The organism is Kitasatospora sp. CB01950 (genome assembly GCF_001905465.1).
Lineage (GTDB): Bacteria > Actinomycetota > Actinomycetes > Streptomycetales > Streptomycetaceae > Kitasatospora.
The window spans coordinates 277,227-290,759 of sequence record NZ_LISX01000003.1 but is presented as its reverse complement, the minus strand read 5'-3'; the positions used below and the strand labels follow the sequence as shown (position 1 = coordinate 290,759).

General features: G+C 72.3%; 12 protein-coding genes. 9 read left to right on the top strand and 3 right to left on the bottom strand.

From position 1 onward, the window contains the following. Positions 1–190 precede the first annotated feature (190 nt). Positions 191–1,435, bottom strand: coding sequence for a 5-aminolevulinate synthase (gene hemA, locus AMK19_RS09960; RefSeq protein WP_073810187.1), 1,245 nt, complete (start codon positions 1,433–1,435; stop codon positions 191–193). A 189-nt stretch (positions 1,436–1,624) separates the two neighbouring features. On the opposite strand from hemA, the gene AMK19_RS09955 reads away from it, so the two are divergent. Both AMK19_RS09955 and AMK19_RS09950 read left to right on the top strand, forming a co-directional pair. Further along, positions 1,625–3,178: a class I adenylate-forming enzyme family protein gene (locus AMK19_RS09955; protein WP_073810186.1), complete on the top strand. Its 1,554-nt coding sequence runs from the start codon at positions 1,625–1,627 to the stop codon at positions 3,176–3,178. A 7-nt stretch (positions 3,179–3,185) separates the two neighbouring features. Beyond that, complete coding sequence (locus AMK19_RS09950; RefSeq protein WP_073810184.1) at positions 3,186–4,757, top strand: long-chain-fatty-acid--CoA ligase; 1,572 nt, start codon at positions 3,186–3,188, stop codon at positions 4,755–4,757. Between the two features lie 44 nt (positions 4,758–4,801). Here the strand turns inward: AMK19_RS09950 and AMK19_RS09945 are convergent, their stop codons facing one another. Continuing rightward, a complete protein-coding gene (locus AMK19_RS09945) occupies positions 4,802–5,674 on the bottom strand; it encodes a hypothetical protein (protein WP_073810183.1) in 873 nt (290 codons plus the stop codon). A 50-nt stretch (positions 5,675–5,724) separates the two neighbouring features. Here AMK19_RS09945 and AMK19_RS09940 point away from each other — a divergent pair, with 50 nt between their 5' ends. Then, complete coding sequence (locus AMK19_RS09940) at positions 5,725–7,131, top strand: pyridoxal phosphate-dependent decarboxylase family protein (protein ID WP_073810181.1); 1,407 nt, start codon at positions 5,725–5,727, stop codon at positions 7,129–7,131. Positions 7,132–7,210: 79 nt separating this feature from the next. On the opposite strand, the gene AMK19_RS09935 is transcribed toward AMK19_RS09940, so the two are convergent. Continuing rightward, positions 7,211–7,846 carry a hypothetical protein gene (locus AMK19_RS09935; RefSeq protein WP_073810179.1) on the bottom strand — a complete coding sequence of 212 codons (636 nt, stop codon included), beginning with the start codon at positions 7,844–7,846 and terminating at the stop codon, positions 7,211–7,213. A 278-nt stretch (positions 7,847–8,124) separates the two neighbouring features. On the opposite strand from AMK19_RS09935, the gene AMK19_RS09930 reads away from it, so the two are divergent. From AMK19_RS09930 to AMK19_RS38010, 6 genes are all read left to right on the top strand, one after another. Next, complete coding sequence (locus AMK19_RS09930) at positions 8,125–8,565, top strand: hypothetical protein (RefSeq protein WP_073810178.1); 441 nt, start codon at positions 8,125–8,127, stop codon at positions 8,563–8,565. A 39-nt stretch (positions 8,566–8,604) separates the two neighbouring features. Next, positions 8,605–9,033, top strand: a complete 429-nt coding sequence (locus AMK19_RS09925) for a hypothetical protein (protein ID WP_073810176.1) — start codon at positions 8,605–8,607, stop codon at positions 9,031–9,033. A gap of 290 nt (positions 9,034–9,323) precedes the next feature. Further along, positions 9,324–9,779 (top strand): winged helix-turn-helix transcriptional regulator, encoded by a 456-nt coding sequence (locus AMK19_RS38595; protein WP_443135001.1) that lies wholly within the window; start codon positions 9,324–9,326, stop codon positions 9,777–9,779. 29 nt (positions 9,780–9,808) lie between these two features. Beyond that, on the top strand, positions 9,809–11,104 hold the full coding sequence (locus tag AMK19_RS09915) for a sensor histidine kinase (protein WP_073810173.1): 1,296 nt from the start codon (positions 9,809–9,811) through the stop codon (positions 11,102–11,104). Then, positions 11,092–11,754, top strand: a complete 663-nt coding sequence (locus AMK19_RS09910) for a response regulator transcription factor (protein WP_073810171.1) — start codon at positions 11,092–11,094, stop codon at positions 11,752–11,754. Before AMK19_RS09915 ends, AMK19_RS09910 begins: the two co-directional genes overlap by 13 nt. 397 nt (positions 11,755–12,151) lie before the next feature. Further along, positions 12,152–13,318 (top strand): hypothetical protein, encoded by a 1,167-nt coding sequence (locus AMK19_RS38010; protein ID WP_073810169.1) that lies wholly within the window; start codon positions 12,152–12,154, stop codon positions 13,316–13,318. The last annotated feature ends 215 nt before the right edge of the window (positions 13,319–13,533 follow it).

Here is a 13,533-nt window from a genome sequence, read left to right as displayed (position 1 = left end):
GCTCCCACGGGTCGCGCGTCGGCCGGGACGCCTTCGTCAGGTCCGGCGGGTGCCGCTGCCGGGCGTGCGACGTCGATCTTGCCCACGCCGCATAGCGTCCCGATATCGCAGGCCGCGACACGGCGCGGGCACGGGGAGCGGGCGGGTCGCGGGGGCGGCGGGAGCACCGCGCGCACCCCGTTGGGGCAGGTCAGCCGTCCGTTCCGGCGGACCGCTGCGGGATCGGAGTCCGTGCCACCCCCAGCTCCTGCCAGATCCCGTCCAGGGCCGCGACGAACTCCTCGACCTCCGCGGGCTGGTGGACGGCGCCGGGTGCGCTCCGGAGGATCTCCTGGCCCGTGCGCACGCTCGGCGCGTTGATCGCCTGCACGTAGATGCCGTGGCGTTCCAGCAGCAGGGCGGAGATCCGCCGGGCGAGTGCGTCGTCCCCGACGAAGATCGAAACGATGTGGGACCCGTCGGAGACGAAGGGGATGCCGCGTTCCGTGAGCAGCCGGTGCGCCAGTCGCGCGTTCTCGTGGAGCCGGTCGCGCTCCTCGTCCGAGCTGCGCAGGTGCCGGACCGCGGCGAGCGCGCCCGCCACGACCGCCGGCGGCAGGGCGGTGGTGAAGATGAAGGAGCGGGACAGGCCGCGCACCGCGTCGACCAGCTCGGCGGGACCGGCGATGTATCCGCCGGTGGTGCCGAATCCCTTGGCGAGGGTTCCCATGATCACGGTGAACTCGTCCGCGATGCCCAGGCTCGCGGCGATGCCCGCTCCCTCCGGCCCGTACATCCCGACCGCGTGGACCTCGTCGAGGAAGGTCATCGCGCCGTACTCGCGGGCGATCCGGGCGATCTCGGCGAGCGGGGCGACATCACCCGCCATCGAGTAGACCGACTCCATGACGATCATCTTCGGCCGGTCGGGATCGACGGCGGATATCAGCTCTTCCAGGTGCGCCGTGTCGTTGTGGCGGAAAATGTGCTTCTCGGCGCCGCTGTGGCGGAGTCCGTCGATGATCGAGGCGTGGTTCATCTCGTCGGAGAAGACGACGCAGTTCCCCAGCCGGCCGGCCAGGACCGTGAGGGCTCCGTCATTGGCGGTGTATCCGGAGGTGAAGAGAAGGGCGTCGGCCTTGCCGTGCAGATCCGCCAGTTCCTTCTCCAGCAGCACGTGGTAGTGATTGGTCCCGCCGATGTTCCGGGAGCCGCCCGAGCCCGCGCCGTGGTCGTCGAGGGCTTCGCGGGTCGCCGCCAGGACCAGCGGGTGCTGGCCCATCCCCAGGTAGTCGTTGCTGCACCACACGCTGATCTCGGACGTGATCCCGCCCCGCACGCTCCGGGCCGCCGGGAATTTCCCGGCGTGCCGGCCGATCTCCAGAAACTCCCGTTTCGCCTCCGCGGACCCGCCTTCCTTCATATGGCGCGAGAAGAGCTCCAGGTAATGGTTCATGGCCACCCTTTTCTCCGAGGACTGCGCCGATGCGGCGCCGGACCGGTAGAGGGAATTGTCCCAGAACGGGATATCACTTCGATGGCGCGGCCTGCGACAATTACACTCGCTCATTCGTTCCTGACAGACCCGCTATTCGCGTTGTACGCTGTGCGGAAATTCCTCGGAACGACGCCACTGGAGCTCTCTATGCCGTCGGACGGAACGTATGTCAGCCAGATCCTTGAGGTGATCTCCGCAGAACCGGAGAAAGTGGTGCTGTCCTGGCGCGACCGGACACTGACCGCGGCGGAGTTGACCACCCTGGTCCGGTCGGCCGCGCAGGCCCTGCACCGGCACGTCGACGGGAGCGGCGGGAGCGGCGGCAGGGCCGTGGTCGCCATCCTGACCGTCACCAACACCGCCCCGACCCTGGTCCTGCGGTACGCCGCGAATCTGGTCGGGGCCACGGTGGTCCACCTGCACACCACCAACGCGGTCGATCCGGCGGACCACATGGCCGCCGGCGCCAAGCTCAAGATCCTCCGGGAGACCGGTGCGACGCACCTGGCCGTCGACGCGGAGAACCTCGCGACCGCCCGTGAGCTGCGCGAGCAGCTGGGCACTCCGCTCGCCCTCGTCGCCCTCGGCGATCTCGGCCCCGACGTCCTGGACCTGACGACCGGCGACCCGGACGCGCTGGATCCGGCCGGCATCGAAATCGGGCTCGACCGGCCCGCGGTGGTGACCTACACGAGCGGGACGACCGGCGCACCGAAGGGCATCGCCTTCGACTTCCGGACCCGCAACGGCTTCATCTCCGCCGGACTCCAGATGCGCTGGCGGTCCGTCTACCTGGCCTTCCTCCCGCTCAGCCACTCCAGCGGCGCAGCGGCCGACGACTCGCTCGCGTCCGGCGGCTCGGTGGTCCTGCAGGACGGCTTCGACCCGGGCGACGCGCTGCGCGCCATCGCGCAGCACAGGATCACCCGGATGCTGCTCTCCCCTCCCCAGCTGTACCTGCTCATGGACCGCCCGGAGGTGGGCTCGACCGACCTCTCCAGCCTCCAGATGGTCACGTACGTGGGCTCCCCCGCGTCCCCCGAGCGACTGGCCGAGGCGGTCAAGGTCTTCGGCGACGTCCTGATCCAGGTGTACGCGACCAGCGAGGCGGGCTTCGTCAGCATGCTCTCGCCCGCCGAGCACCTCGACCCCCGGCTGCGGGTCACGGTCGGCCGCCCGATGCCCGGCTGGGTCCGGATCACCGATCCGGACGACCACCGCGACCTGCCGCCCGGCGAGATCGGCGAGGTCTGCGTACGGTCGCCCTTCACGATGAAGGAGTACGTGGCCGAGCCCGAACTCACCGCCCGGACCGTACGGGACGGCTGGGTGCACACCGGGGACCTCGGCTTCGTAGACGGTGACGACTACCTCCACCTGCGCGGCCGGATCGGCGAGGTGGTCAAGACCAACGGCATCAAGATCCACCCGGTGACGGTGGAGAACGCCCTGCTGGCCCATCCCGATGTCGTGCAGGCCGCCGCCTTCTGCGTCCGGGACCAGGACCGGATCGAGTACCTGCACGCCGCCGTGGTGCTGCGCGAGGCGGGCACGGCCGGCCCCGCCGACCTGGCGGAACACGTCCGGGCCACCCTCTCGCCCAAGCACGTCCCCGCGCAGATCCACGTCCGCCCCACGCTGCCGCTCACCGGCGTCGGCAAACCGGACAAGGCGCGGCTGGCCGCGGAAGCGAGCGGGTGAAACCCCCATGACCCTCTCCGTGGCAGCCATCCTCGCCGAGTCCGCGCTACGGCGACCGGAGCACCCGGCGATCGTGTCCGGCACCCGGAAGATCACCTACCGCGAGCTGTGGGACGGGGCGCGGAGGTACGCGGCGGCGCTGCGCGCGCGGGGCATCGGCCCCGACGACAAGGTGGCGCTGCTGCTGCCCAGCACACCGCACTTCCCGCTGGCCTACTTCGGCGTGCTCGCACTCGGCGCGGTCGCGGTCCCGGTCCACGCCCTGCTCCGGGCGGACGAGATCGCGTACGTCCTGAAGGACTCCGGGGCGGCGGCACTGATCTGCGCCGCCCCGCTCCTCGCCGAGGGCGGCCGGGCGGCGGAGACGACCGGCACGCCCGTGCTCACCGTCATGGCGGACGAAGAGGGGGGTGCCCACGCGCCGCGGCTGGACGCGCTCGCGGCGCGGAGCACCCCGATCGACCGTCAGGTGCCGCGCGACCCCGAGGACATCGCGCTGGTCCTCTACACCTCCGGCACCACCGGCCGCCCCAAGGGCGCCCTGCTCACGCACCTCAACGTGGTGATGAACGTCGACACGACCATGCTGTCGCCGTTCGACTTCACCGCGGACGACGTCCTGCTCGGCTGTCTGCCGCTGTTCCACACCTTCGGCCAGATCTGCGGCATGAACACCTGCTTCCGGGCGGGGGCGACCCTGGTGCTGATGCCGCGGTTCGACGGACCGGGCGCGCTGGACCTCATGGTGCAGGAGGACTGCACCGTCTTCATGGGGGTCCCGACGATGTACACGGCGCTCCTCGACGCGGCCCGCGCCGACCCCCGCAGGCCCCCGCTCGACCGCGCGTTCTCCGGCGGCGCCGCGCTGCCGGTGGCGGTCCTGGACGCGTTCCGGGAGACGTTCGGCTGCCCGGTCCTCGAAGGGTACGGACTCACCGAGACGTCTCCGGTGGTGGCCTACAACCAGAAGGCGTGGCCGCTCAAGCCGGGCACCGTGGGCCGGCCGATCTGGGGCGTCGAGGTCGAGATCGCCAGAGCGGAGCTGGAGGACAGGATCGAACTGCTGCCCGCCGGCGAGACCGGGGAGATCGTCATCCGGGGGCACAACGTGATGGCCGGCTACCTGAACCGGCCGGAGGCGACCGCCGAGGCCGTCGTGGACGGCTGGTTCCGCTCGGGCGACCTCGGCGTCAAGGACGACGAGGGCTACCTCTCCGTCGTCGACCGCAAGAAGGACGTGGTACTGCGCGGCGGATACAACGTCTACCCCCGCGAGGTGGAGGACGTCCTGGCCCGCCACCCGGCAATCGCCCAGGCAGCCGTCATCGGGCTCCCCCACCCCGTCCACGGCGAAGAGGTGTGCGCGGTGGTGCGGCTCCGCCCCGGCACGGCGCCGGACCCGGCCCTCGGCGCCATGATCGTCGCCTGGAGCAGGGAACGGATGGCGCCGTACAAGTACCCGCGCCGGGTGGAGTTCGTGGACGCCTTCCCCCTCGGCCCCAGCGGCAAGATCCTCAAACGAGAACTGGCCGCCCGCCTGACCGGCTCAGACCCGGACAACCCACCACACCCGCACTGAGCCCGGGCCCAGCCGGTCCGACGCCGAGGGTGACCCAACGGCCCCTACTGCCGGTAGCGGTGTCCGTCTTCGGGACATCGTCCCGGCCCGTCGATGAGGTTGCGCCGAACGCGGGCGAGTCTGCCGAGCGTCGCGAGGGAGTCGCTCGAGCCGCCCAGGAGCGAGGGGGCGTTGCCGACGAAGCGGGCGCAGACGCCGATGTGCGAGCGGTAGACCTCGTCGAGCGCCCTCCGCAGGACCGGGTCCGCCCGTCTCCGCCCGTCCCCGGGCTGCTGGGGCGCCTCGCCCCAGCTGCGGAGCCTCTCGATCAGGACTCGGTGGTCGGCCGACCAGAGCCCGCTGAAACCGGGCACGGAGTGTTGCGGCGGTGCCATCGAGGGCCGCACGGTCGTCCGATACTCGTCGCGGGTGAACGAGGCGGTCAGTCGCAGTGCCGCGGAGCTCGCCCGCAGGAAGGCCGCGGCGACCTCGACGCCGTCCGCCACGGACGGCGCGGGCACGGTGGAGGCGTGCTGCAGGCCGACGACGGCCGCCTGGGTGAGCGTCAGGAACAGGCGGTGTCCGTGGATCCACCGGGCCTGGGGGCCGGCCTCCGCCGTGAGCGCGTCCCCGGACGGAGGGGGCAGCGGGAGCCCGAGACCGCGCATGGCCCGCTCGAAGCGCCCTGCGGCCTTCCCGTCCGCGAGCGGCAGCACGGTGGCCAGCGTCCGTTCCAGGGCGGCGAGGAGACGGGCGGCCGGCGCCTCGCCGCAGCGGACGATCCCGAAGAAGGCGTCGTAGTCCGCCTCCTGACTGTCCTCCAGCGGCTCGTGCAGGGCACCGGAGCAGGGCGCGCCGCAGGCCCCGGAACTGCGCAGGGCCTGGAGGGAGGAGGGCAGGAGCTGCGGTGGCGCGAGACACAGTGCGGGTTGTTCCATGTCTCCGACCCAACAGGAGGAACCGCCGTTCCTCGCCTACGGTCGGCCTTGTGAGTGAAGACTTCGAGTCGGCGGCCGCCGAGGCCGTGGCACGGCTGACCGCGCACTGGGCGGCGTTGGAGTCGCTGGCGCTGCCGGTGGAGCCCGCCCGTCCACCGGGTGCCACCGCGGGCGCGCTGCCCGCCTCGGCGCCGGAGCAGGGCGAGCCCCTGGAGCGGATCCTCGCCGACACCTGGTCGGTGATCGTCCCGGGCCTGGTGCACTGGCAGCACCCCGCGTTCCTCGGCTACTACCCCACGGCGAACTCGCCCGCTTCGGTACTGGCCGAGCTGGTCACCGCAGGGCTGGGCGTGCAGGGCATGATGTGGTCGACCTCGCCTGCGGCCACCGAGTTGGAGCAGGTGGTCGTGGACTGGCTGGCCAAGGCGCTGGGCCTGCCCGAGTCCTTCCTGCACAGCGGCGGCACCGGTGGCGGGGTGATCCAGGACTCGGCCTCGTCCGCGGTTCTGGTCGCGGTCGTGGCCGCGCTGCACCGCGCTTCCGGGGGCGGCTGGCGCACCGACGGCGTGGACGGCCGCTACCGGGCCTACTGCAGCGAGCAGGCCAACTCCTGTGTCCCCAAAGCGGTTCGCATCGCGGGGCTCGGCGAAGCGGTGGAGATCGCCACCACGGCGGGCACCGGCGCGATGGACCCCGACGCGCTGGCGGCCCGTCTGGCAGCGGACCGCCGCGCGAACCTCGTCCCGACCGTGGTCGTCGCCACCTCGGGGACGACGGCCACCTGCGCGTTCGATCCACTGCCCGCCGTCGCGGACGTCTGCCGCCGGTACGGCGTGTGGCTGCATGTGGACGGCGCCTATGCCGGCTCCGCCGCCCTGTGCCCCGAGCACCGCGCGGTCAACGAAGGCCTGGACGGCGCCGACTCCTACGCCGTCAACGCGCACAAGTGGATGCGCACCGGCACTCCCTGCGACATCCTGTGGACCTCCGACCGGGCGTCGCTGACCGAGGCGATGGCGATCCGTCCGGCCTTCCTGCACAACCCCGCCTCGGAGTCCGGTGCCGTCGTGGACTTCCGGGACTGGCAGATCCCGCTGGGACGCCCCATGCGCGCCCTGAAGCTCTGGTACGTCCTGCGCGCCCACGGCCTCGAAGGCCTGCGGGCCGCCATCCGCCACGATGTGGGCCTGGCCGACCGCCTGGCCCGCGCGATCGAGCGGGAACCCGGATTCCACCTCGTGGCACACGAGTTGGGCCTGGTCGCCTTCCGATACGGCACCGACGAACAGACCCGCGCCCTGACCGCCCGGTTGGCCGCCGACACCGGCCTGGTGTGCACTCCCGCCGAGGTGGAGGGGCGCCCCGTGCTGCGGGCCGTGTTCGGGTCGCCCTACGCGTCCGAAGCGACGGTCGATCAGGTGTGGGCCACCGTTCGCCGGCACGCCCAGGCGTGCTGACGGCCGTTGAAGGCGGGTCTGCCCGGACCTGTCGTTCCGTGCGGGCGTCCAGGTGCCGCGCACGGAAACGGCGGAAGGGTCAGGGCGAGGTGAAGGTGAACTGGATGGCTCCGGTGACCTTGGTGACGCCGCTCTGGCCGGGAGCGCAGGAGCCCTCGTGGATGGGATCGCCCAGGCCGGCGGCGACGATGTGGAAACCCGGGTACCGGGTACTGGTCGCGGTGAAGTCGTCGTGGGTGGCGGCGAAGACGATGTCGCCGTCCACCGTGCTGGTCAGCGGGTTGTTGATCTGCAGGACGCCGGTCCCGCCGGTCGGGTCGTACCAGGTGAAGTCGACCTGGCCGCTGATGGACGGCGGCGACACCGGCAGGCTGGTGCAGGTGCCGTCCTTCAGGACCACGTTGTCGAACGTGCCGAGGGCCACCGGATCAGCGAGGGTTCCGGTGTGCGAAGTCGCGGAGATGGTGGCCCCGGTGTCCACGTCGATGAGGCTCTCCGTGCAGCTGAGGAGCTTGATGGTTCCGGTGATCGCGCTGTCGTGGACGGAACTGGTGATGGCGGGGCTGTAGTCCTCCTCGGCCTGGGCCGTGCAGACGACCTCCGTCCTGGTGAGGTCCGCCGCCACGGCCGGCGCGCCGGCGGAGATTCCGGTGCAGGCGGCGACCAGCGAGGCCAGCCCGAGCGGAACCCCCGCAGCACGAAATGATCCGGTCACTTGCTTCTCCTATCGTCCAATTATCATACTCAGCAACTGACCGTCACCCTAGGTCCCGGAGTTCGATCGCGCTCCTCATCGCGTCGCAGCGGTGCCGACCGCTCGCCGCCCTCGACGGCAACGCCGCCCCGCTGCTCCGGACGGACCGACACCGGTCACCGCGCCCGTTTCGGCCTTCGGCCGTTCGGCCCTTGCAGTCCTGCGCCTTGGCGAGGACCCGCCTTCGATGGACCTCAGCTCCGCGCCACCGGCGCGACAACCCGAGGAAGGAACTCGCCATGCACCGTGCCTTGACGGGCGCCGCGTGCTGCACGGCCGCCGCGCTCGCACTCGCCACCGCCCCCATGCCGGCGTCCGCCGTCACCTACAGCTGCGGGGGCCGCTACACCGACTACGTCGGGGCGCTGGTCGTGGACGCCCCGTTCGTCGGCACGGCCGTGCTGGACGGCGTCTCCAGGGCCATGACCGTCGCCCCCGTCAAGGCGGACGACAACATGCTCAGCGTGGACATCGTGACGGCCGGACAGAGCCGCCAGACCACCGCCGACTTCGAAGTGCGGACCGACCCGACAGGGCGGGGACAGATCTTCTTCAGCTCCTACTCCGGAGAGGGCGTCAGCACCAACCTGATCTGCGCGGACGGGACCCGGGTCACCTCCATCACCGGCCTGGTCGCCACCCAGGACGGCCCGGCGGAGTTCACCGTCACCCGCCCGTAACCGCGCCCGGACCTGATACCGCCTCCGATCGGAGTTCCCGTGCCATCGAGAACAGCCTTCCTCGTCGCCGCCCTCGCCGTCCCGGCCCTCGCCGCAACTACCGCCTTCGCGCCCCACCAGGACAACCCCGCCGCGACCCACCGCCTCGCCACCGCGAGCGACAACGCCCGCTACGAGGAGCTCTCGACCGATGCCGGCGACCGCGACGCCGGGGCTCACGTCAAGTGCCTCCTCGACCAAGGGCCCTGCGGCTCCACCGCCACCGAGCTGAAGCAAGGCGTTCCGGACGCCTTGGAGGGGCCGTGCCGCGAGTGCACCACGGAGCAGGGCAAGTACTCCGGCAACGTCATCGCCCACCTGAGCCACAACCGTCCCAGGACGTGGGAGGAACTGCAGGGGAAGTACGACCCGGACCGTTCCTACGAGGACAAGCACGCCGCGGAGAACGGCTTCGCCGAGAACGACTGACGCGCCGCCCCGGCGTCCGCGCCGCCCCGGACCAGGGCCTGGTCCGGGGCGGCGCGGATCTGAGACCACGTCGGCATCCCCGACAACCGGCGCATGGTGGCCGGCATCTCCTTCGGCCACCCCGGCCCCGACCACCCGGTCAACGCGTTCCGCACCACCCGCGAACAGCCCGACGCTGCTGATCCTGAAGGCTTCGTTCGCCGGCATCCTCCGGTTCAACGCCTTTCAGAGCACACTCGGAATCTCCCGCAGCCGGCTGCAGGACCGGCTCGCCCCGCTGGCCGAGCACCATCCTGGCCCGCCGGCAGGCCGACGACGGCGACCACGTCGAATACCGCCTGACCCGCAAGGGCCACGACATCCACCCCATCCTCATGGCGATCAGGGACTGGGGCGACGCCTACCTGGCCCCCGACGGGCCGCCCGCGCGCTACCGGCATCGCGACTGCACCGGCGAGGCCCACGCCAGACTCACCTGCGACACCTGCGACACCTGCGGAACCGACGTCACCGCACACGACATCACACCCGAGCCGGGACCGGGCGTGACGGGGGTTCGTTCACCGACCGGCTGTTCCGCTGCCTCGCTGCGCGTCATCGTGTCTCCTCTCCCGCACCCCGCCGACGACGGGTCGCTGCCGACGGTGGGAGTCGGGAGGCGTCGGAGAACACGGCGTTCGCTGGAGTCCTCGGGTGCAGTCGACTGCACCTTCGCCCGGCGGCGGCCCGCCGTCCGTCGCTGGTAGCGTGGGCGGAAAAGGGGTGGTGGGGGGCGTTGACGACGAGCGAGGGCGCTGCCCGGCAGCAACGGCGTTCGGGGCAGGCGGAGTTCGTGCGGCGGGCGGTCCGGTCGTTGCGGTACCTGCTGGCGGTCGGCGGGACGGCGGTGCTGGCGCTGTTCGGCCTGTATGCGCTCCTGGCGGTGTTCGCGCTGAGCCTGGTGGGCCCGGGGCTGGCCCTGGTGCCGCTCGCGCTGGCCCGGCTGCGGCGGGTGGCGGATGCCCATCGGCTGCGCGCGGGGCGGTGGTTGGGCTGCGAGGTGCCGTCGTCGTACCGGCGGGTGGAGGGCGGGGTGCTGGCCCGGGCGCAGACGATGCTCGCGGACCGGGCGACCTGGACCGACCTGCTGTGGCTGCTCGCGCATGCCGTGTTCGGCACGGTCGGCGCAGCGCTGGTTCTGGGGCTGTGCACGGGGGCGGCGAGCTGGCTGACCGTTCCGCTGTGGTGGCAACTGGCGCCCGAGCCCCCGCAGTTCATGGTCTGGGAGATCGACTCGTGGGGGGCTGCCCTGGCGGCGTGCCTGGCGGGCGCGGCCTACGGCGCGCTGGCCGGCTGGCTGTTGCCGTGGTGGGCGCAGCTGCACGCGCTGCTGACGCGGGCGCTGCTCGGTCCGCGCAAGCGCCGCACCTCGCTGGCCGAGCGGGTCGTGGAGCTGACCATCACCCGGGCCGAGGCGCTGGAGGCGCACGCGGCCGAACTGCGGCGCATCGAGCGGGACTTGCACGACGGGGCGCAGGCCGGGCTGGTGTCGGTGGCGCTGCGGCTGGCGGTGATGAAGCAGGTGCTGCACAGCCATCCGGAGAAGCTGCCGGAACTCATCGACCAGGCCCGGGACTTGACCGATCAGGCGGTCAAGTCGCTGCGCGGGGCGGTCCGTTCGATCTATCCGCCGGTGCTGGTCGACCACGGTCTGGCGGAGGCGGCCCGTTCGCTGGTGGCGGCCTGCCCGGTGCCCACCAGTCTCGACGTCGAGCAGGACGCCGGGGGAAGTCGGGCGCCGGTCGCGGTGGAGGCTGCGGCCTACTTCGTGATGTCGGAGGCGCTGACGAACGTCGCCAAGCACAGCGGGGCCGCGGCCGCCCAGGTGCGCCTGCGGATCGCCGGCAACGGGATCCGGATCTGCGTGCGGGACGACGGCAGGGGCGGCGCGGGGGCCGGCCCGGGGCCGGAGCCGGGCAGTGGGATCAGCGGCATCCGGCGTCGGGTCGCCGCGTTCGACGGCGTCACCGACCTGCAGAGCCCGCCCGGCGGGCCGACCGAACTTCGAGTGGAGCTGCCGTGCGGATCGTGATCGCCGAGGACAACGCCCTGCTGCGGGAGGGCCTGGCGCTGCTGCTGACGAGCGTGGGCCACGAGGTCTGCGCGACCGTGGAGGACGGCGACGGGCTGCTGCCGACCCTGCTCGACCACCGTCCGGACATCGCCGTGCTGGACGTCCGCCTGCCGCCGACGTACCGGGACGAGGGGCTGCGCGGCGCGGTGGCGGCCCGGGAGCAGCTGCCCGACCTGCCGGTGCTGGTGCTCTCCCAGTACGTCGAACACGTCCGCGCCGCCCAGCTGTTGAGCCACGGCGCGTCGGGCGTCGGGTACCTGCTCAAGGACCGGGTCGGGCGGGTGGAGGAGTTCCTCCAGGCGCTGGAGCGGGTGGCGGGCGGCGGGGTCGCCATGGACCCGGAGGTGATCTCCCAGCTGATGGTGCGCCGGACCCGGAACGACCCGCTGGACGCGCTGAGCCCGCGCGAGCGCGAGGTGCTCTCGCTGATGGCGGAGGGGCACGGCAACGGCGCCATCGGGGGGCTGCTGTTCATCGCGGAGACCTCCGTGAACAAGCACATCGGCAACATCTTCGCCAAGCTCGGCCTCCCGGCGACCGACGGCGGCCACCGCCGGGTGCAGGCCGTCCTGACCTACCTCAACTCCCTCGACACCCGGGCCGACTGAGCGCGGCACCCCGCTGAGCGCTGCTCCCACTGAGCGCAGCACCCGCCGGGAGGGTGCAGAAAAGTGCACCTCAAAGACGGTAGTCCGCGCGAGTGCGCAGGCCGGCCCGGCGGCGTTAGTTTCGCTGCACGGCGGACGGACGGTCCTCCGCCGCACCGACCGCTCAGCGAACAGGAGAGCCGCCGATGTCCGATTGGCAACCGCCGAAGGAACGCCCGCCCTGGCTCCGGATCCTGCTGGCCGTCGTGGTGGTGGGCGTCTGCATCAACGTGACGCTCAGCCTGCTGTAGCGCCGCGCGCCCCAGGCATCGCGAGCCCGCCCCTCCCGCACCCTGGATGCATTGCCATGAAACTGTCAAACTTCGTGCCTCGCACCCGAGTTGGAGAGGAACGCGCCATGCCCGAGCTCACCCCACGCAGACCGCTCGCCCAGCGGCTCCGGGCCCTGCTCACCCTGCTGATCCTGGCCGCGACGGCACTGCTCGCCGGCCCGGCGCCCGCTGCCGTCGCGGCCGGCAATGAAGCCGACGCGTACTACATCGGGGCCGACGGCGGTCTGTGGAGCTACCACTACTCGGCCACCGCCAACAGCTGGACCACCGCCACCCGGATCGGCCCGGCCTCGCTCGCCCCGCCCGGTGCGCGGGTGGCCGCGATACGGCTGCCCGGCCACCGGCCCGCCGTGTACTTCACCGCGACGGACGGCTCGGTCCTCCAGTACTGCGGCGACCACCCGACCACCGATCCGTACCCCCTCAGCAACCCGGGCAGCGCCCAGCCCGGCGGCCGGATATCCGTGGCCTGGGCGAGCAGCCAGCTGACGTTGGCCACCGCCGGCTGGGCGGGCCTCGCGGCAGCGCCGACCGCCACCGCCTCGCTGTTCACCGACCCGTGCCTCCAGTACGCGGTGGACTGGCGCCAACTCCCGCCCTCCGCCGGTTACCCGACCGCCACGGAGTCCGCCACCTACCCGATCGCCGGCCGCGCCGGCATCCTCACCGTCGGCGACTCCGGTGCGGTGACGGTGAGTTGGACGTCGCAGGCCAGCGGCAACATGACCACGTACACCATCGCCCCGGCCGGCAGCGCCCGACCGAACGCGGGCATCGCCATCGCCCCCGGCACCTCGTCGAGCAACTTCTCGGTGTTCTACGCGGGCCGCGACGGGCGCCTCAACCAGGCGACGATCAGCGCCGGCGCGGGCCGCAGCGGCGCCCTCCAGCCCAACACCACCGCCCCGGCGGGCACCGTCCCGGACGGCGCCGTCCTCTCCGCCGCCAAGAACGCCTCCGGCACCGCCATCGGCTACGTCGCCACCGACGGCACCGTCACCCTCGCCCACCTCTCCACCGCCGGCCTGTGGCAGAGCACCGAGGCGATCAGCGCCGCCGGCTTCTCCACCCCGGGAGGCTCCGTCGCCATCTCCGACGTCGACGGCTACCCGGCCTGCGGCACCAACGGCCCCGTCCCCGTCCACTTCGGCCCCGTCCGCGGCCCCTCCCCCGACCCGTGGGTCACGGCCGGCCCGAACGTCTCCCTCGGCGCCCTCATGACGTTCGCATAGCCGGTCGACGACCACGCGGCGGCGGCGATCGACGCCCTCAAGGCCGCGATCCAGCAGGAGCCCGCCCTCGCCGACCAGGCCCGTGCCGACCTCCTGCACAGCCTCGCCGACGTCTCGGACGCCGCCGCCAACCCGACCGAACACCGCCTCCGCAACAGGACCCGCCTGGCCCTGACCGCCATCGGCGCCACCTCCGCGATCGCCCAGGCCGTCAC

Coding starts and splice junctions, on each gene's coding strand:
- hemA (WP_073810187.1), bottom strand. CDS start 1,435: ATGAACCATTACCTGGAGCTCTTCTCGCGCCATATGAAGGAAGGCGGG.
- AMK19_RS09955 (WP_073810186.1), top strand. CDS start 1,625: ATGCCGTCGGACGGAACGTATGTCAGCCAGATCCTTGAGGTGATCTCC.
- AMK19_RS09950 (WP_073810184.1), top strand. CDS start 3,186: ATGACCCTCTCCGTGGCAGCCATCCTCGCCGAGTCCGCGCTACGGCGA.
- AMK19_RS09945 (WP_073810183.1), bottom strand. CDS start 5,674: ATGGAACAACCCGCACTGTGTCTCGCGCCACCGCAGCTCCTGCCCTCC.
- AMK19_RS09930 (WP_073810178.1), top strand. CDS start 8,125: ATGCACCGTGCCTTGACGGGCGCCGCGTGCTGCACGGCCGCCGCGCTC.
- AMK19_RS38010 (WP_073810169.1), top strand. CDS start 12,152: ATGCCCGAGCTCACCCCACGCAGACCGCTCGCCCAGCGGCTCCGGGCC.